Here is an 18,377-nt window from a genome sequence, read left to right as displayed (position 1 = left end):
TGCGGACGGTGATGAGCCGTCCGCGCAAAAACCAACCCTTCCAATATGGAAGGCGTGGAAAAAGGCCGGAGGGGAGGAGGTTCGATCTGCCCCCGGTTTCAATCAACAAACGGAGGAAATAATCATGAAATTTTCACGCATTCTGCTGACATCCGCCGCCCTTCTCGCCCTGTCGCTCGGCTCTGCCAACGCCGCCGAAGTCAAGAAGATCGGCCTTGCCGTCGCCAATTTGCAGGCGAACTTCTTCAACCAGATCAAGCAGGCCGTCGAAGCCGAAGCCAAGACGCGCGGCATTTCCGTCGTCACCGTCGATGCCAAGGGCGATGGCCCGACGCAGGTCAACCAGATCCAGGATCTGCTGACCCAGAATATCGACGCGCTGATCTATATTCCGGCTGGCGCTGCTGCCGCGACCGTTCCGGTGAAGCTTGCGAAAGCCGCCGGCGTTCCGGTCATCAACATCGACCGCAATGCCGATGGCGCACCGGGCGATACCTTCCTTGCCACCGATTCCGTCGCTTCCGCCAAGAGCGTCTGCGATTACATCATCAAGCAGGCCGGTGGTGCAGGCAAGATGGTCATCATCCACGGCCAGAAGGGCACGACGCCGGAAGTGGACCGCACCAAGGGCTGCATGGAATCGGTCAAGGCCAATGCCGGCGTGAAGGTCGTTGCCGAACAGTGGTCCAACATGTGGAGCCAGGACGAAGGCTTCCAGATCATGCAGAACCTTTTGCAAGCTAATCCTGATGTCTCCATCGTCTTTGCACAGGCCGATGGTCTGGCGCTTGGCGCGGCACAGGCAATCAAGGTTGCCAACCCTTCGCAGAAGATCGTCGTTGGCGGTTTTGATGGCGACACGGCAGCGCTTGAAGCGCTGAAGAACGGCGTCTTCGACGTGACCGCGACGCAGCAGACCCAGAAAATGGGCCGCATGGCTGTCGAAATGGCGGTCAAGATCGTCGGCGGTGAGAAGGTGCCGGCCGTGCAGCTCTCCGATGCGACGCTGACCACCAAGGAAAACGTCGAAGGCTTTATCGCCAACCATCCCTGATATCTCTGCCCCCGCGCGTCCGGTGGATACGCGGGGGTATCATTGTTTCGTCTTTACGCAATTCGGACGCAAAGCTGCGGCCTCTGTCCGCTGTGAATGCTCCCTGGGAGGTCCCGTCATGCGCGAGCCGGTTCTTTCGCTCCGTGGCATCAGCAAACGTTACGGTCCGCTCGAGGTTCTGAAGGCCGTCGATCTCGACGTCTATCCGGGCGAGGTGGTGGCCTTGCTGGGTGAAAACGGCGCGGGCAAGTCCACGCTGTCAGGCATTATCGCGGGGTCGCGCGAGCCGTCCGAAGGCAAGATGACCTGGCTTGGTCAGCCTTACGCGCCGGCATCGCCGCGCGAGGCGATCGACAAGGGCATCGTGCTCATCCATCAGGAACTGAAGCTTCTGCCGGAGCTTTCCATCGCTGAAAACGTCTTCATCGGCCGCTGGCTCATGAAAAACGGCGTTGTCGACAATGCCGAGATGGTGCGCAGAGCCCAGCAGCAGCTGGCGCGCCTCAATCTTCACATTCCCGCCACCCGCAAGGTCGGCGGCCTTTCGACGGCGAACCAGCAGCTGATCGAGATCGCCAAGGCGCTGGCGCTTGACGCCAAGCTCCTGATCCTCGACGAGCCGACGGCCGCCCTTGGCGGCGCGGAAACGCAGGCGCTGTTCGAGCAGGTGCGCAAGCTGCGCGCCGAGGGCGTTGGCATCATCTACATTTCCCACCGCATGGAAGAAATAAGACAGATTACCGACCGCATCGTCGTGCTACGCGACGGCGAGCGGGTGCATGAGTTTGCCGACAGCGCCACTCCGGTGCGCACCATCGTCGAAAGCATGGTCGGCCGTTCGCTGGAACGCCTGTTCCCGGCATTGCCGGAACCGCAGGACAGGGTGGTGCTGGAGGTCAAGGGGCTGACCGGCGCCAACAATGCTTTCCGCGATATCAGCTTCGGCGTCCGCGCCGGCGAAATCCTCGGCATTGCCGGCCTGATCGGTGCGGGGCGCACCGAACTGGTCCGCGCCATTTCCGGTGCCGATCCGACGAGCGCGGGTGAGGTGCTGCTGGATGGCAAGGTGCTGACGCTGAAAAGCCCGGCGGATGCCATAGAGAAGGGCATCGTCATGGTGCCGGAAGACCGCAAGCTGCAGGGGCTGGTGGTGGAGCACGAGATCGGTGAAAACCTGATCTACGCCAATCTCGACCGCGTTGGCACGGGCTGGATCACGCCGCGCATCAAGCGCGCCTTTACCAAGGAAGCTATCGCCAAATTCGGGGTCAAGGGCCGCAGCGAACAGCCGGCGTCGGATCTTTCCGGCGGCAACCAGCAGAAGGTGGTCATCGCCAAATGGCTGGCCCGCAATCCGCGCGTGGTGGTGCTGGACGAGCCGACGCGCGGTATCGATGTCGGTGCGCGTGCGGGTATCTACGATATTATCGTCGGTCTGGCGAAAGACGGCGTGGCCGTTATCGTCGTCAGTTCCGATCTGGAGGAAGTGCTGGGCGTTTCGAACCGCATCCTCGTGCTTGCGCAGGGAAAACAGGCCGGCATCCTCAGCCGCGACGACGCCAACGACGTCTCGGTCATGGAACTGGCAACCATCTGAAGAAGGAAATAGCGATGTCCACCATCACCCTCAACGCGCCGAAACTGTTCGATCTTTCCGGCCAGGTGGCGCTTGTCACCGGCGCCGGTTCCGGCATCGGCCAGCGGATCGCCATGGGGCTTGCCCAGTCCGGCGCCAATGTCGCGCTGCTTGATCGCCGTACCGATGACGGTCTGGCGCAGACGGCCGATTTCATCGCCAAAGCCGGCCGCAAGTCGATCCAGATTGCAGCCGACGTCACCAGCAAGCAGGCGCTGACCGAAGCCGTCGCCCGCACAGAGGCCGAACTCGGCGCGCTGTCGCTCGCCGTCAACGCGGCCGGCATCGCCAATGCCAACCCGGCCGAAGAGATGGAGGAAAGCCAGTTCCAGACGATGATGGATATCAACCTGAAGGGTGTTTTTCTCTCCTGCCAGGCGGAAGCCAATGCCATGCTGAAAAACGGCCGTGGGGCGATCGTCAACATCGCCTCCATGTCCGGCGTCATCGTCAATCGCGGGCTGATGCAGTGCCACTACAACGCCTCGAAGGCCGGCGTCATCCACATGTCGAAATCCATGGCGATGGAATGGGTGGGGCGCGGCATTCGCGTCAACACCATCTCGCCGGGCTATACCGCAACGCCGATGAACACGCGGCCGGAAATGGTGCACCAGACCAAGCTCTTCGAAGAGCAGACGCCGATGCAGCGCATGGCGGGCGTCGATGAAATGGTCGGCCCGGCGATCTTCCTGCTGTCTGACGCCGCGAGCTTCGTGACGGGCGTGGACCTGCTGGTGGATGGCGGTTTCTGCTGCTGGTAGGTTTTGGCATGGTAGCCAGCTTCAACGGCTGATGATGTCCGAAAAATCCACTGCCGTCATCCTCGGGCTTGTCCAGAGGATCTGCAACGTATTGATTTCATTCAACGTGTTTAGATCCTCGGGACAGAGCCGAGGATGACGTCGCGATAAGAGGTTAGGTCTACTACCTCGAATTTTACGCCCGGCTGCAGCCGGGCGTTTTCGTATTCACAATACGGGCAGCAGATCAGGCGACCTGCTTCTGCGCCACTTCCTCGACAACCTCGCCCTTCAGATAAGAAACGAGGTCCTTGATCGTCACGACAAGCAGGCCGTGGCGTTCGGCGAAGACTTCGAGCTGGGGCAGGCGGGCCATGGTGCCGTCGTCATTGGCGACTTCGCAGATGGTGCCGGACGGGAATTTTCCGGCAAGACGGCAGAGATCGACGGCGGCTTCGGTGTGGCCGGTGCGGCCAAGCACACCGTCCGGATTGGCGCGCAGTGGGAAGATATGGCCGGGGCGGGCGAAGTCTTCCGGGCGCGAGCCTTCCGACACCAGCGCGCTCACGGTCTTTGCCCGGTCGGCGGCGGAAATGCCTGTGGTGGTGCCCGGAATATAGTCCACCGAGACGGTGAAGGCCGTCTTGAGGGATTCGGTATTGCGCGACACCATCAACGGAATGTCGAGGGCATCGAGACGTTCACCCGGCAGGGCAACGCAGATCAACCCGCGCGCATGGTTCATCATGAAGGCGATCTGCTGCGGTGTGATGCTGTCGGAGGCGGCGATGATATCGCCTTCGTTTTCGCGGTCTTCGTCGTCGACCACAATCACCATCTCGCCACGGGAAATGGCGTCGATCGCGTCTTCAATTTTAGCAATGGTCATTCTATTTCAAGCCTTTCAAGGGGTTATGCCGTTTTGCGGCATTTTCGCGCTTCAAGAAGCGCCAAATATCCCTTGGGCGAACAATGCAATGCGAAGCCCACAGAGTGCGGGCGTCTTTATGCCTTGTCCTCTTCCATCCGGACTATACCGTCGGCTCCGGCCTCTCACCGGATCTGCTGACCTTCCGGCTTTGGAGACCGGAAGCGCTCGCGGGCTCCGGGACAAGTCCCGATACCGCCGGTGGGGAATTGCACCCCGCCCTGAGAACATCACCAACATAAATTATCAAATGGGAAGGAATCAAGGGGGAATGCTCTGTCGCGATAGGTCAGTGCGAAAAGAACATTCCGATTGTGCCCGAAACGGGGTATTTCCTTTCCGCGGGCGATGATGAATGCAGCTCGCCGCGGCGGACCCCCTGATGCCTGCGGTTTAGCGGTCCCGCAATCGCAATTCGTCCGTCTGCATCTGCAGCGAACCGAGCGTCGACAGGAAGCTCATGCCGAGCAGGCTCTGGCCCAATTGGCCATCCTGGGCGACGAGGGCAGGGATGTTGCGGCGCACGATCGGACCGATGCCGATTTCCGACAGGGTGACGGGGGCAGCTGCCGTGCGGCCGTTTGCGGTCATGACAGGCACGGTATAGCGCAGGCTGACCGTGTCGATGCCGATTTCGGCCGCGTCGGCATTGGCCAGCACCACGGAGCTTGCGCCGGTATCGACGAGCATATGGATCGTCTTGCCATCAACGCCGACATTCGCCTCGAAATGGCCGCTCATCGATTTGTGCAGCACGATTTCCTGTTCGCCGTCTGATGTTGTCACCACCACGGCGCGGCCGGGCATCAGGCCACCCAGCAGCCGGTCGCCGAAGGATTGCAGGTCGTAGCGATAGAGATAGAGGGAAACGAGGCCGAGGATGATGACGAGCCAGACGGCGAGCTGGCGCATGACTGTGCCGAGGCTGCCACGTCTCCCGGCCAGAATGCCGGCCGACAGGAGGCCGGCAATGGGTAGCAGATAGAGCACCTGCGCGAATTGATCATTATCGATCCCAAGGGTGCGGCCGCCATCGTGATTGATGACAAGCAGGCCAAGACCCACTGCCAGAAGAAGGAGAACGATGGTCAGCCTGTTCATGCGGTATGCGTCTCCTTGGCGGTCTCGCTCAAATTTGCCAGTCTTTGCGGCAGCGCCCGCATGATTGCGCGGCGTTTCTCGTCGCTATAACCCGCCCAGCCGCCGATTTCATCCAGCGTGCGGCCGCAGCCGATACAGAGGCTGTTGGTCGCGTCAAGGCGGCAGATGTGAATGCAGGGTGTTTCCATGCTGATCTATATCAGGCCGTCACGCCGCAAGGGCAAGGGCGACGAGAGTAACGATCTCCGTGATCTGCTGGCAGGCGCCGATCGTATCGCCGGTATGACCGCCGATCTTCCCGTCGCAGAACCTGGCGAACAGCATTGAGGCCAGAAAGGCTGCCGCCAGCACAAGTGCAATCGACAGAATAGGCAAAGCGTGCAGTGTGAAGAGGATGAAGACCAGCAGCCCGGCCGCGAGCGCGATGTTGCGCTCGCTTGTCCCCGGCTGGCCGGCGCCGGCGGCGATGCCGGAGGTTTTGGCGGCGGGCAGGGCCTGCCAGTGCCACACCATAAGAGCGCGGCTCATGACAAGCGCTGCGATCAGGCTGGCGGCGGCGGTTTTGGCGGGCAGGGTCTCGATGAGCGATGCGAGTGCGGTGGCGCGCAGCGCGAAGGAGAGGATCATGGCGATGGTGCCATAGCTGCCGATGCGGCTGTCCTTCATGATCTCAAGCGTTCGCGCCTTGTCCTTGCCTGCGCCGAAACCATCGGCCATATCGGCCAGCCCGTCCTCGTGCAGTGCACCGGTGATGAGCGCCGTCAGGGCTATGGCAAGCCAGCCGGTGAGTTGCGGCGAGGCATCGAAGGCGGCAAAAACAACCACCAGAAAAGCGGCGGGCAGGGCGATCAGCAGGCCTGCGGCCGGAAAGGCGCGGGCGGTGCGGCGCATCGAGAGGCCGTCAACATCGCCGAAAAACCGTGCAGGCACCGGCAGGCGGCTGAGAAAGGCAACGGAATGCATGACATCTGTTATAAAATCCCGGGCCTTCATGCTGTCTCCGTTGCTGCACTTGCATTTCCGGTTGTTCCGCGGCGCATCCGCGATTATGAGAGGCGCAACAAAGACCGATTTGCCGGAAAACACAAGTTCCGGACGCATGAGCCGATGCGACAGCCAACCCGGCTACGAAAGAGACCGACACCATGAGCATGAGCGGATTGCCCTTCGACGATTTTCGCGCGCTGTTGCGTGAGCTTCCCGGCCCGGATGCGCATGCGCTGGTGGCGGCCAAGGAGCGCAATGCGCAGCTGACCAAGCCTGCCGGTTCGCTTGGCCGTCTGGAAGAAATCGCCATGTGGCTGGCCGCATGGTCGGGCCGTTCGCCCGCCGTCACCCGCCCGCTGGTGGCGATCTTTGCCGGCAATCACGGCGTCACCCGGCACGGCGTTACGCCCTATCCGACCTCCGTGACCCAGCAGATGGTGGAGAATTTTGCAGCCGGCGGCGCGGCGATCAACCAGATTTGCGTCACCAACGATCTGGGCCTGAAAATCTTCGATCTGGCGCTTGATTATCCGACCGGTGATATCACCTGCGAACCCGCTCTTTCCGAGCGCGACTGCGCGGCCACCATGGCCTTCGGCATGGAAGCGATTGCCGGTGGCACCGATCTCCTCTGTGTGGGTGAAATGGGCATCGGCAACACCACGATTGCAGCGGCGATCAATCTGGCGCTCTATGGCGGCACGGCGGAAGAATGGACCGGCCCCGGCACCGGTTCCGAAGGTGAGGTCATGGCCCGCAAGATCGCGGCGGTGAAGGCTGCCGTCGATTTCCACAAGGACCACCTGTCCGACCCGCTCGAAATCATGCGCCGCCTTGGCGGGCGCGAGATTGCGGCGATTGCCGGCGCTATCCTCGCCGCCCGCGTGCAGCGCATTCCCGTGCTGATCGACGGTTATGTGGCAACTGCCGCTGCCGCTCTCTTGAAGGCCGCCAATTCTTCGGCGCTCGACCATTGCCTGATCGGCCATGTCTCTGGCGAACCCGGCCATCTGGCAGCCGTCGAAAAGCTCGGCAAGACGCCGCTTCTGGCGCTTGGCATGCGGCTGGGTGAGGGCACGGGTGCGGCTCTGGCCGCCGGTATCGTCAAGGCTGCGGCTGCCTGCCACTCCGGTATGGCGACCTTTGAAGCGGCGGGTGTGGATACCCACATCAGCCCCCGTACCGATCATTGAGGTCAAAGATGGACGCGACGCCGCACAAGAAGCAACCCGAGCCCGTTTTCCGCAAGGAAAAGGGCTGGCGGCATCTGTTCGCCGCGGCCCGCTATTCCGTGCAGGGACTGGGCCGGCTGTGGCAGGAAGCGGCGTTCCGGCATGAGGTTCTGGCCTTCGGCGTCGGGCTTACCCTGCTTCTGGTCGTCGGCGCGCCGTTTGCGCATCTCCTCGTCTTTACGGTTTTGATGCTGCTGCTGTTTGCGGTCGAAGCGCTCAATACCGCGATCGAGGAACTGGTGGACCGCATCTCGCCGGAAATTTCCTCGGTCGGACGACATGCCAAGGATCTCGGCTCCTTCGCCGTCTTCTGCCTGTTGATGGCGAACGGATTCTTCGTGCTCTATTCGCTGGTGACGACGCTGTTCTTCTGAGGCGTTAAGCCCTTATGCGAAGGACCGGCGGCGCGGCTGGATCGCGTGGGTTTCTTCCACGGCCGGCAGGCTCTGCAATACGCGTTTTGCCGGCAGGATGGCGATGCCTTCGGTGCCTTCGCGCAGCTTCGATTTCAGGATGAACTGGCCGTCATGCTTGGCGAGAATGGCCTGAACGATGGGCAGGCCAAGCCCGGTTCCCTGTTCGGCGCTTTTAATGGCGATCGATCCCTGACCGAAGGCGGACAGGACAATCGGAATTTCGTCCTCGGGAATGCCGGGGCCGTTATCCTTGATCGACACATATTGCCCACCGCCCGCCGTCCAGCCCGCTTTCACAAGAATTTCGCCGCCCTGGGGCGTGAATTTCACGGCGTTGGAGAGAAGGTTGAGTATGACCTGCCGGATCGCTTTTTCATCCGCCCAGACCTGTGGCAGGCTGCCTTCGAACTGCTGCGAAATCCTGATGGTCTTGGCGCGGGCGCGCAGCTGGATCATGCCGATGCAATCCTCGGCGATTTCCAGCATCGAGATCGACTCTTCGTTCAAGTCGTAGCGGCCGGCCTCGATGCGCGACAGGTCGAGGATTTCGTTGATGAGATCGAGCAGATGCTGACCGGAGCGATGGATATCGCCGGAATATTCCTTGTAGAGCGGATTGTTGAGCGGACCCAGCACTTCTGACGCCATGACCTCGGAGAAGCCGAGAATGGCGTTGAGCGGGGTGCGCAGCTCATGCGACATGGAGGCGAGAAAACGCGATTTGGCCAGATTGGCCTCTTCCGCGCGCCGCCGCGCCTCATCCGAAACCGAGTTGGCGACTTCCAGTTCGGCGATCAGGTCGTCCTTTTCCGTCTGGGAAGAGAGCAGTTTGACGCTGGTCTGGTAGAGCCGGCTGGTGATGCGATGACAGAACAGGATCGCCATACCGAACATCAGCGCAAGGCCGAGATCGAAGGGATTACGCGAGATGGCCGAGGTGACGCACAGCGCTGCCAGCACCGGCAGGAAAGTCATGAACGTCGCCCGCCGCAGCATGAAATTGGCCATGGCGGTGAGCGAAAGCGCGATCAGCAGCGTTGCGCCCTTGAAGAAGAGAACGAGCGTCGGGTCGTTGCGCACCGGTTCGGCCAGTGCGAACATGGCCCATGCGCAGCCGATGAGGATCTGCATGCCGAGGAAGAGATTTCTCCAGTGCTGGAGATTTTCGGCCGTGATCTCCTGTTTCGCTGCCCGTTTTGCCAGTATCAGCGACATGGCATGGAAGCTCAGCGCAGCCAGCGACCAGACGATCAGGCCGATGTCACGGGTGATGTATAGGCCGATGATGGAGGCGAGTACAATGAAGAGCGGCATGATCATCGCGCCCTGAAGGGCTTCGGCGATGTGCATGGTCAGCATTTCGCGTTCATAGGCGTCACTTCCGCCAGCACCTTGCTGCAGGCGTTCACGCGTCGTCTTCACCGTGTCGAAAACCGCCTTGTTGCGGTGTTTTTTCGAGCGGTCGACGATGATCTTGTCGGTGGACGTGCTGACGCTTTTACTCATTGTTACAACGCAGGTGACATGAACCCTTGCAGGCTACGCTTAAAATCTTAAGAAGATGCTGCCGTGAAAGGATTTGTTTGCCATTTCTGACAAGGGTTTGTTGTTACATGGGACGAAACGGAGGCAGGCGCAGGGGTTTTTCGGCGTTCCGCGACGGCGGGCTGTTTCTTGCTGCGGTTTTTCTCGGCATCCTGATTGCCGCCAAGCTCGACCAGATCAACAGCGAGACCTATGGCGGCCGTTTCTTCGTGATCGACGGCGATACGCTTTCAAAGGGAGAAGAGCGGTTTCGTCTGCTGGGCATCGATGCGCCCGAACTGTCGCAGACATGCCGGCGGGGCGCTGAGACCTGGCCCTGCGGGGAGGAGGCGCGCCGTGTGCTGCAACGGCTGGTCGTGGCGCAGAATTTTTCCTGTTCCGGCAGTTCGAGGGACCGTTACGGGCGGCTGCTAGTTTATTGCGCTGCCGGCGGCAGGGATGTTTCGGCGGACATGGTGTCGGCGGGTTTTGCCGTCGCCTCCGGTTATTTCCAGTTTTCTGGCGAACAGGCCGCAGCGCGCCGGGAGGCGCGGGGCATCTGGGCGGGAGAATTCGAAAAACCGTCGCAATGGCGGCGCGAGCACCGCGCAGCGGATATCGAGACACCGGCGGCCGGTTTCCTCACTGTCATCCGCCATCTTCTGGGGTGGTCGCATGGCTGAGCTGGTCCAATCCATGCCGAGGTTTGATGATGGGCTGGATGAGTTGCGCGGCGAGATTAGCCACTGCCGCATCTGTCGTGACACGCCTGTCAGGGGCATGACCGATTGCCTGCCGCATGAACCGCGGCCGGTGGTTGTCATGTCGAAGAAGGCTCGCATCCTGATTGCCGGGCAGGCGCCGGGGCTGCGTGTGCACGATACGGGACTGCCCTTTAATGACGCTTCCGGCGACAGGCTTCGGCAATGGCTGAATGTCGACCGCGAGACCTTTTATGATCCCGACCGCTTCACCATCGTGCCCATGGGTTTCTGTTTTCCGGGTTATGACGACAAGGGCAGCGACCTGCCACCGCGGCGCGAATGTGCGCCTGCATGGCGTGAGCGGGTGATGGCGGCGATGCCGCAGGTGGAGCTGATCCTTGCCGTCGGGCAATATGCGCAGGCTTTTCATCTGGGCGAAAGGCGGCGCAGAACCATGACCGAAACCGTGCAGAACTGGCGCAGCCACCTGCATGCCAATTCCGGCCCCGGCATTTTACCTCTGCCGCACCCCAGCTGGCGCAATACCGGCTGGCTGAAAAAGAACCCGTGGTTCACGCAGGAGCTGCTTCCGGTTCTGCGACAACATGTGGAAATGCGGCTTTAGTGAAACAATTTTCTGTTTTTCTGCGAAAATTAGTGTATTGAAAGGAAATTAATTCAGGAGGGTAGACGCATTGGATCGCCTAGACCGCAAGATTTTACGCATTCTGCAAGAGGATTCCACGCTGGCCGTCGCTGATCTGGCGAAAAAGGTCGGACTTTCCACGACGCCCTGTTGGCGGCGTATCCAGAAGATGGAGGAGGACGGCGTTATCCGCCGGCGCGTGGCGCTGCTCGATCCGGTCAAGGTCAACACCAAGGTCACGGTTTTCGTCTCCATTCGCACCGCCTCCCATTCCATCGAATGGCTGAAGCGTTTTTCCGAGGTGGTTTCCGAATTTCCGGAGGTCGTCGAATTTTACCGCATGAGCGGCGATGTCGATTATCTCCTGCGCGTCGTCGTTCCTGACATTGCGGCCTATGATGCCTTCTACAAGCGGATGATCGCCAAGATCGAAATTCGCGACGTATCGTCGGCTTTCGCGATGGAGCAGATCAAATATACGACGGAACTGCCGCTTGATTACATGCTGCTGGATAATCCCAAATCTGGCGAGGAGTGACGCGCCGCTCATCCGGTTTTTGAGCAATGCCCTTTCCGGTTGCCGGGGAGGGCTTTTTTATTGCCGCGACGGAAAGTTGAGTCTCTTCAATCGGCTGGGCGATCTTGATGAGATATTGATTCAGCAAAGCAGAGCCCGCCGCATTGGCACGAGCTGGCGCCACTTGTTTCTTCTCCCCGCCGGGGAGAAGTCCGCGGCAGCGGGATGAGGGGGCAAGCGTGCGGTCTATCGCTGACGTTACCCCCTCATCCGACCCTTCGGGCCACCTTCTCCCCGGCGGGGAGAAGAAATATGCCGAAATGCCGAGTTATCAGCCCTTGAGCTTGGCAATCACCAGATGGCCCGGTGTCGGGTTGCCGTCCTGCATACGGACATTGATGTCGGTGACTTCGAGGATATCGAAACCCGTCGCCGCCAGCCTTTCACGAACATAGTTTTCCGCATGGGCGAAACGGTGGTGCGGGCCGACCATATAGGGACGTCCGGCCAAGGTCTCTTCGTCCAGGGTTTCCGACGAGAAGATCAGCAGGCCACCGGCATTGAGGTTTTCGGCGGCACCGAAAAACAGCGGTTCCAGCGCGCCGAGATAGGGCAGCACGTCGGTTGCGGTGATGATATCGAAGGGCTCGTCGTCATTATCCTCAAGGAAATCCTCGGCTTCGGCGACGTAAAGCGTCTCGTAAAGGTCCTTCTCATGGGCCAGTTCGACCATGTTTTCGGAGATATCGATGCCGGTGATGTCCTCAGCCATGTCGCGCAGCGCCTCACCGGTGAGACCGGTGCCGCAGCCGAGATCGAGCAGGCGCTTGAAGGGGCCGAGATTGAGCGTCTGCAAGCGCTGGCGCACCATCATCGGCACAGCATAACCGAGTTGTTCGACAAGAATATCCTCGAAGGCTTCGGCGTGCTGGTCGAACAGGGTTTCGACATAGGCGTCGGGCGCTTTTGACGGCTGTTCGCCCCGGCCCATGGCGGCGATGCGCACGGCGGCACCGCCGTGATCTTCCGGGTCGATGGCCAGAACTTCCTGGTAGGCTTTTACCGCCGCATCCACATCGCCGGCTTTTTCAAGCGCAAGCGCGCGGTTATAGGCTTCAGCAAGCGCTTCTTCGTCGATTTTCTGGTTCTTCGTCATCGTGCGGTATCCATAACGTCTTCAGTTGACGTTTGCTGTAAGCCGCAACGGTGGTTGGCGCAACGTTTATGTGGGAACAGTTTTCAGTGGATGATGAACTCCCCTTTCAGCGCGCGCCATTCCTGCGCCGAGATCACCTGTCGGTGCACGTAGCGGACGGAGTGTAGCGGTCCGTCGAGCTTTTCCTGCCAGAATTTGAGGAAACCGTGCATTTCGGGAAAATCCGGGGCGAGATCGTAGTCCTGCCAGACATAGGTCTGCAGAACCAGCGGATGGTCCGGCATGCGGTAGAATATCTGGGCGGTGGTGAGGCCGTAGCCTCTCAGCATCATTTCCATGTCCTTGTTCATGACGGCGGTTCCCGTTTCCATGATTGCCGATCACAGCGTTGCCGCTGTATCTGACATGGGAACACGACAGGGTTAATCCAACCTTGCCAAAGCCATGGGCTGTCACAAAATAGTTATATTTTTCAAAATGTTGGCAGCCTCAGTTGATGAGTGCTGCCAAGCTTCGGCCTAACGCTTGAGGTGGCGCGTCAGGCGGGCTTCCAGCCAGGCCCAGACATGTCTCAGCGTCTCGACGATCGTCAGGTAGAAAATCGCGGCCCAGAGATAGGCCTGATAGTCGAATGTGCGGGAAAAGGCGTAGCGGGTCTGCCCCATCAGGTCGAAGACCGTGACGATGGAGACAACTGCCGAACCCTTGATCATCAAGATGATCTCATTGCCATAGGGACGCAGCGCGACGATGAGTGCCTGTGGCAGGATGACCTTGCGGAAGGTGATGAATTTCGAAATGCCGAGCGAGGCCGCGCCCTCATGCTGGCCGAGGGGCACGCTGCGGATTGCCCCGCGCAGGATTTCGGCCTGATAGGCGGCGGTGTTGAGGGTCAGCGCCAGGAGGCCGCAATACCATGCCTCGCGGAAGAACCACCACAGACCGACCGCCTCCAGTTGCGGGCGGAAGCTGCCAAGGCCGTAATAGATCAGGAAAAGCTGTGCCAGAAGCGGCGTGCTGCGGAAGACGTAGACATAGGCATAGGCCAGTGCGCCGAGGATGCGGTTTTTCGACATGCGTGCGAAGGCAATCGGCACCGAAAGGATTGCGCCGAGAATGATCGAACTGCCGACCAGCGTGATGGTGGTGATGAGGCCGTCTATATAACGCGGCCCGTAGCGCTCGAACTTTGCCCAGTCCCATCCTTCGATCATGGCGAAGAGCAGCCCGGCGGCGAGTAGCAGCCAAAGCGTGATGACGGCGATGCCGACGATACGCGATATGTTGAGCGGTTTGTCTGCAATGGCCGGGGCAGGGCGCGGCGGGATGAGTTCCTGGATGTGGCTCACCGGCTTACCTCCGATTTGCGCGACCAGCGATCGATGAAACCGATCCCGATGGAAGAGAGAAGGGCCAGAATAAGGTAGAGCAGGCAGGCGATGCCGTAGAAGAAGAAGGCTTCCTTGCTGACGCGGGCGGCGATGCCGGTCTGGCGGACGATATCGGCAAGGCCGATGATGGAGACGTAGGAGGTGTCTTTCAGCAGGATGACCCAGAGATTGGTCATGCCGGGCAGGGCGATCCTGACCAGTTGCGGAATGATGATGAGCACCATGGTGCGGCCGCGAGACAGGCCAAGGGCGTGGCCCGCCTCATATTGGCCCTTTGGAATGGCCTTGAAGGCGGAAAGCAGCACTTCGGAGGCATAGGATGAAAACACCACTGATAGCGCGACCATGCCGGCCACGAAGGCGTTGATCTCGACCGGTCCGGTGATGCCGACGTAACCTGCCATCGATTGCAGCAGCATCTGAATGCCGTAATAGACGATGAAGAGTGTCAGCAGTTCCGGCAGGCCGCGGAAGATGGTTGTATATATGCCGGTCGCCAGCCGCAGCGACTTTTCCTCCGATTGCGCCGCAAGCGCGATGAGGAAGCCGATCAGCAGCCCGACGGGCAGGGTGGCAAGCGCCAGCGAGATCGTGACCTTGACGCCGAAAGCGATTTCATCGCCCCAGCCTGCGTCGCCACACGCAACAAGGGTGCCGTTTCCGAGAAGCGAGAAGAGACCGACTGGACCGCAAAATGGGTCGAGAAGTGTCGAGACATAGGTCCAGAACGCACCTATGGCGGAAAATGCTCCGCTCATGCCAGTTTTCCCCCGCGGTCTTAAGCCGCCGTGATTGTTATAGTGACGTTTTCAAACAAAAATGGCGGAAGGGCAAGCCTTCCGCCACCAGATTTCAACAGACGTCGTGCCGGTTACTGGCCGTAAACGTCGAAATCGAAGTATTTCTTGTTGATTTCCTGATATTTGCCGTTGGCGCGAATACCGGCGATGGCGGCGGTGAATTTATCGGCGAGCGCCGTGTCACCCTTGCGCACGGCAACGCCTGCACCGTTGCCGTTGATCTCGACGTCAACCGGAAGCGGCGTCAGGATCTTGCAGCACTTGCCGGCGTCCGTCTTCAGCCATTCCGAAAGCACGACGATATCGTCGATGACGGCGTCGATACGGCCATTGGCGATGTCGAGCTTATATTCGTCGGCGGTCGGATACATCTTCACATCGGCATCCGGAAAATGCTTTTCGGCATAGTTGGAGTGGGTGGTGGAACCCTGTGCGCCGAGCGACTTGCCCTTCAGGTCCTCGACCGACTTGATCGGCGAATCCTTAGGCACGGCGATGGCCGGCGGGGTGTTGTAATATTTCTTGGAGAAGTCGACCTTCTCGAGACGCTCTGGCGTGATCGACATGGACGCGATGATGGCATCGAACTTCTTGGCCTGCAGGGCCGGAATGATGCCGTCCCAGTCATTGGTGACGAAGGTGCATTCGGCTTTCATCTCGACGCAGAGCGCCTTGGCGATGTCGATGTCGAAGCCGGTCAGCGTGCCGTCGGCTTCAAGATTATTGAAGGGCGGGTAGGCGCCTTCGGTGCCGATGACGATCTTGTCCTGCGCAAGGGCGGCACCTGAAAACAGCGAGATGGCGGCAATCGATACGGCTGCGAGCAGACGGGTGGAAATAGGCATTTCGATCCTCTCTTTTGGTCGTTCATCCGCAGTCTGTTGTTGTTTTCAGTGCGGACGCCTTGAGCGCAGGGCACGGCGGGATGTTTTTTGTTTCCCGGGGCCTTCAGCGCTTGCGGCAATTATTCATCCGGTTGGTCAAAAAATGCAACTGCAATATTAGTCACCGCGATTGTGCCGCAGAGCTTTCACGAAAACGCCTTGATCTGTTCATTTCCGGTACACAAGGCTTTGGTCATCATGGGAACCGAAGTGTGTGGCAGGCGTTGTCCAGCGCCTGCATGCGCAGCCGGGACGTCGCGATAGCGCGCGCCGATAAGACGAGGCAAATGAGGAAGCACCGAATGCTGAAGAAGAACACATTGCTGACGGGGGTGGTTTTCCCCCTCATGTCGCTGGCAATCGCCGTGGAGCCGGCCTCCGCCGGTTTTGCCGGGGCCGCGCAGGCGCAGGTACAGATGCCCCAGGCGCAGAGCCCGATGATTCTGGCGCAGGCGCAACCGGAAGGGCAGGTCGCCGAAGAACAGAACCCGGAAGAACTTCTGCGCAAGCAGCGCCAGCAGGCCGAAGAGGCCCAGCCCAAACCTGAACCCAAGGCCGAAGCCCCCGCCGAGCCGCGCCCTGAGCCCAAAGCTGAGCCGAAGCCCGAGCCTCAGCGCGAACCGGAGCCGAAACCCGAACCAGAGCCCAAGCGTGAACCGGAGCCGAAACGCGAAGCGCCTCCGGAGCCGAAGGCCGAGGCTCGCCCGGAACCCGCACCTGCGGAGCGGAAGGCAGAAGAACCTGCACGTCGCGCCCAGGAGCCACAGCCGGAAGGCGAACCGAAGCCCGCCCGCAAGCGCCCCGAGCCGGCACCTGACGCAGCCCCTGCCGAGCAGGCACCGAAGGAACGTCCGCGCAAACCTGAGCGTGCCAAGGAGCCCGCGGCCGAAGAGCCCGCCAAGCGTCCTGAATCAGCCGAGCCAGCAGCAAAGCCGCCGGTAGAAGCGCCTGCGCCGAAGGCTGAGCCGGCCGAAAAGGCGGTTCCGGAGAAAAAACCAGCAGCGCCTGAGCCGGCTGCGAAGGAGGCACCCGTTCCGACCGAAGCGCCGACACCGGCACGTCCGCCGGCACCGGAGGCGCAGCCCAATCCTGCTCCCGGTCAGCAGCCTTCTGAAAAGCCGCCGGTCGAAGGACAGGGCAAGACCGAGCCCGCAGCCCCGCTGCCCGGCACGCCTGCGCCTGTGCCAAACGGCGCGACCACCGGACAGGCACCTGCCGGCGAGCCCGTGCCCAATCAGGTTGCCATTCCGCAGACCGAAGCACCGCCAATGACGAAGCAGGAGCTGGACAAGGCCAAGGCGGTTGCCAAGGACCCATCCAAGACCGCCGACACCGTCATCCTGCCGGTGGACAAAGGGGCGGCCGTTCTCGACAGCGACAAGGAAGTTGAACGCTCCGGCAACAATCAGGCCCGCGAGCAACGCCGCCGCGAGCGCGAGCAGGCCGGTGACGTGAAGGTTCCGACCTCCGACGCCGAGGCGCAGCGCGCGGGTGCCGCCGAAGGCAAAACCCCACCGCCGCCCGTGAAAATGGAGGCCATCACCTCCCAGCAGGGCGAGCGTATCGACCGTCGTCCGCAATATGAGCGGCCGGAAGGCGTGCGCGAATGGCAGCCACGTGAGGGCCGCCCGCGCGACCGGGATCGTGACCGCGATGCGCCGATCATCCTGCAATTCGGCGACCGTGTCGTGGTGCGTGGCGATGACAACCAGCGCTTCATCCGTGATGGCGGCGAGCCTTATTACGAGCGTCTGCCGGGCGGTCGTGTCCGCGAAACCGTGGAACGTCGCGATGGCACCCAGGTGGTGACGATCCGCAACCGTTATGGCGACGTCATCCAGCGCTCGCGCATCGATGATCGTGGCCGCGAATATGTGCTGTTCTATGCGCCCGAGCTGATGGACGAGCCTGACCGCGATTACGTTTATCGCGATCCCGGCCTCGACCTGCCGCCGATGCGTCTGCGCATCCCGGTTCGCGACTATATCATCGACACGTCGAGCGATCCGGACCGCGATTATTACCGCTTCCTGGAGCAGCCGCCGGTCGAGCCCGTAGAGCGTGTCTATTCGCTGGATGAGGTGCGTTATTCGGCCCGTATCCGCGACAAGGTCCGCCGTATCGACCTCGATACGATCACCTTCGCCACGGGAAGCTCCGACATTCCGATGGCGCAGGCCCGCTCGCTGCGCAAGGTGGCGGATGCGATCAACAAGGCGCTGGAAAAGAACCCGGCGGAAACATTCCTGATCGAAGGCCACACCGATGCTGTCGGTTCCGATGAAAGCAACCTCGTGCTTTCCGACGAACGCGCCGCTTCCGTCGCCAACGTCATGACCGATGTTTATGGCATCCCGCCGGAAAACCTCGCGACTCAAGGGTATGGCGAGCGTTACCTGAAGGTCCAGACGCTCGGCCCGGAACAGCAGAACCGCCGCGTCACCATCCGCCGCGTCACGCCGCTGGTGAAGCCGGTCGCCCAGAACTGATTGGGTTCAGGTAGGAAAACGAAGGCCCGGAAAGCGCAAGCTTTCCGGGCTTTTTTATCGTCAATTCTCAGGCTCGACGTCATCCTCGGGCTTGTCCCGAGGATCCAATCACGTCTCGTTTAGTCGAGACGTAGCAGATGCTCGGGACAGGCCCGAGCATGACGGAGAA

At 60.8% G+C, this 18,377-nt stretch carries 19 protein-coding genes and 1 riboswitch; of the genes, 9 read left to right on the top strand and 10 right to left on the bottom strand.

Annotated elements, in window-relative coordinates:
* Positions 1-124: 124 nt before the first annotated feature.
* The 3 genes from DXT96_RS07900 to DXT96_RS07890 all read left to right on the top strand — a co-directional run bounded on the left by DXT96_RS07900 (position 125) and on the right by DXT96_RS07890 (position 3,454).
* On the top strand, positions 125-1,054 hold the full coding sequence (locus DXT96_RS07900; protein ID WP_149897287.1) for a sugar ABC transporter substrate-binding protein: 930 nt from the start codon (positions 125-127) through the stop codon (positions 1,052-1,054).
* Between the two features lie 118 nt (positions 1,055-1,172).
* Positions 1,173-2,651, top strand: a complete 1,479-nt coding sequence (locus DXT96_RS07895; RefSeq protein WP_153514088.1) for a sugar ABC transporter ATP-binding protein — start codon at positions 1,173-1,175, stop codon at positions 2,649-2,651.
* A 14-nt stretch (positions 2,652-2,665) separates the two neighbouring features.
* Positions 2,666-3,454: an SDR family oxidoreductase gene (locus tag DXT96_RS07890; protein ID WP_065115987.1), complete on the top strand. Its 789-nt coding sequence runs from the start codon at positions 2,666-2,668 to the stop codon at positions 3,452-3,454.
* Positions 3,455-3,680: 226 nt separating this feature from the next.
* Here the strand turns inward: DXT96_RS07890 and ribB are convergent, their stop codons facing one another.
* From ribB to DXT96_RS07870, 4 genes are all read right to left on the bottom strand, one after another.
* Positions 3,681-4,322 (bottom strand): 3,4-dihydroxy-2-butanone-4-phosphate synthase, encoded by a 642-nt coding sequence (gene ribB, locus DXT96_RS07885; protein WP_153514087.1) that lies wholly within the window; start codon positions 4,320-4,322, stop codon positions 3,681-3,683.
* Positions 4,323-4,443: 121 nt separating this feature from the next.
* Positions 4,444-4,594: riboswitch (FMN riboswitch) on the bottom strand.
* Positions 4,595-4,754: 160 nt separating this feature from the next.
* Positions 4,755-5,462: a TIGR02281 family clan AA aspartic protease gene (locus DXT96_RS07880; protein ID WP_153514086.1), complete on the bottom strand. Its 708-nt coding sequence runs from the start codon at positions 5,460-5,462 to the stop codon at positions 4,755-4,757.
* Entirely contained in the window at positions 5,459-5,650 is a 192-nt protein-coding gene (locus tag DXT96_RS07875) for a DUF1289 domain-containing protein (RefSeq protein WP_149897292.1), read from the bottom strand. The genes DXT96_RS07880 and DXT96_RS07875 overlap by 4 nt, the downstream gene beginning before the upstream one ends.
* Positions 5,651-5,669: 19 nt before the next feature.
* The gene (locus DXT96_RS07870; RefSeq protein WP_153514085.1) at positions 5,670-6,455 is read right to left on the bottom strand and encodes an adenosylcobinamide-GDP ribazoletransferase; all 786 of its coding nucleotides are present in this window, start codon (positions 6,453-6,455) and stop codon (positions 5,670-5,672) included.
* Positions 6,456-6,607: 152 nt separating this feature from the next.
* Between DXT96_RS07870 and cobT the strand changes: the two genes are divergently transcribed.
* Both cobT and DXT96_RS07860 read left to right on the top strand, forming a co-directional pair.
* Positions 6,608-7,642, top strand: coding sequence for a nicotinate-nucleotide--dimethylbenzimidazole phosphoribosyltransferase (cobT, locus tag DXT96_RS07865; RefSeq protein WP_153514084.1), 1,035 nt, complete (start codon positions 6,608-6,610; stop codon positions 7,640-7,642).
* A gap of 8 nt (positions 7,643-7,650) precedes the next feature.
* Positions 7,651-8,055, top strand: a complete 405-nt coding sequence (locus DXT96_RS07860; protein WP_149897295.1) for a diacylglycerol kinase — start codon at positions 7,651-7,653, stop codon at positions 8,053-8,055.
* 12 nt (positions 8,056-8,067) lie between these two features.
* On the opposite strand, the gene pdhS2 is transcribed toward DXT96_RS07860, so the two are convergent.
* Entirely contained in the window at positions 8,068-9,603 is a 1,536-nt protein-coding gene (pdhS2, locus tag DXT96_RS07855; RefSeq protein WP_153514083.1) for a two-component system sensor histidine kinase PdhS2, read from the bottom strand.
* A gap of 107 nt (positions 9,604-9,710) precedes the next feature.
* Here pdhS2 and DXT96_RS07850 point away from each other — a divergent pair, with 107 nt between their 5' ends.
* From DXT96_RS07850 to DXT96_RS07840, 3 genes are all read left to right on the top strand, one after another.
* The gene (locus DXT96_RS07850; protein ID WP_153514082.1) at positions 9,711-10,304 is read left to right on the top strand and encodes a thermonuclease family protein; all 594 of its coding nucleotides are present in this window, start codon (positions 9,711-9,713) and stop codon (positions 10,302-10,304) included.
* Positions 10,297-10,950, top strand: coding sequence for a uracil-DNA glycosylase family protein (locus DXT96_RS07845; protein WP_194287580.1), 654 nt, complete (start codon positions 10,297-10,299; stop codon positions 10,948-10,950). Before DXT96_RS07850 ends, DXT96_RS07845 begins: the two co-directional genes overlap by 8 nt.
* Positions 10,951-11,020: 70 nt before the next feature.
* Complete coding sequence (locus DXT96_RS07840; protein ID WP_003507846.1) at positions 11,021-11,509, top strand: Lrp/AsnC family transcriptional regulator; 489 nt, start codon at positions 11,021-11,023, stop codon at positions 11,507-11,509.
* 310 nt (positions 11,510-11,819) lie between these two features.
* Here the strand turns inward: DXT96_RS07840 and DXT96_RS07835 are convergent, their stop codons facing one another.
* The 5 genes from DXT96_RS07835 to DXT96_RS07815 form a co-directional block, all read right to left on the bottom strand.
* Positions 11,820-12,644 (bottom strand): class I SAM-dependent methyltransferase, encoded by an 825-nt coding sequence (locus tag DXT96_RS07835; RefSeq protein ID WP_153514081.1) that lies wholly within the window; start codon positions 12,642-12,644, stop codon positions 11,820-11,822.
* Between the two features lie 83 nt (positions 12,645-12,727).
* Positions 12,728-12,994 carry an usg protein gene (locus DXT96_RS07830; protein WP_142840668.1) on the bottom strand — a complete coding sequence of 89 codons (267 nt, stop codon included), beginning with the start codon at positions 12,992-12,994 and terminating at the stop codon, positions 12,728-12,730.
* Positions 12,995-13,162: 168 nt separating this feature from the next.
* Complete coding sequence (locus DXT96_RS07825) at positions 13,163-13,993, bottom strand: ABC transporter permease (protein WP_371418806.1); 831 nt, start codon at positions 13,991-13,993, stop codon at positions 13,163-13,165.
* Positions 13,990-14,793 (bottom strand): ABC transporter permease, encoded by an 804-nt coding sequence (locus DXT96_RS07820; RefSeq protein WP_153514079.1) that lies wholly within the window; start codon positions 14,791-14,793, stop codon positions 13,990-13,992. Before DXT96_RS07820 ends, DXT96_RS07825 begins: the two co-directional genes overlap by 4 nt.
* Before the next feature lie 113 nt (positions 14,794-14,906).
* On the bottom strand, positions 14,907-15,680 hold the full coding sequence (locus DXT96_RS07815) for an ABC transporter substrate-binding protein (protein ID WP_153514078.1): 774 nt from the start codon (positions 15,678-15,680) through the stop codon (positions 14,907-14,909).
* A gap of 341 nt (positions 15,681-16,021) precedes the next feature.
* Between DXT96_RS07815 and DXT96_RS07805 the strand changes: the two genes are divergently transcribed.
* On the top strand, positions 16,022-18,208 hold the full coding sequence (locus DXT96_RS07805) for an OmpA family protein (RefSeq protein ID WP_153514076.1): 2,187 nt from the start codon (positions 16,022-16,024) through the stop codon (positions 18,206-18,208).
* Positions 18,209-18,377: the final 169 nt, after the last annotated feature.

The sequence above is a fragment of the Agrobacterium sp. ICMP 6402 genome (assembly GCF_009498615.1).
Taxonomy (GTDB): Bacteria; Pseudomonadota; Alphaproteobacteria; order Rhizobiales; family Rhizobiaceae; genus Agrobacterium; species Agrobacterium burrii.
Note: the sequence above shows the minus strand (reverse complement) of the source record. Positions and strands in the feature narration are given on the sequence as shown.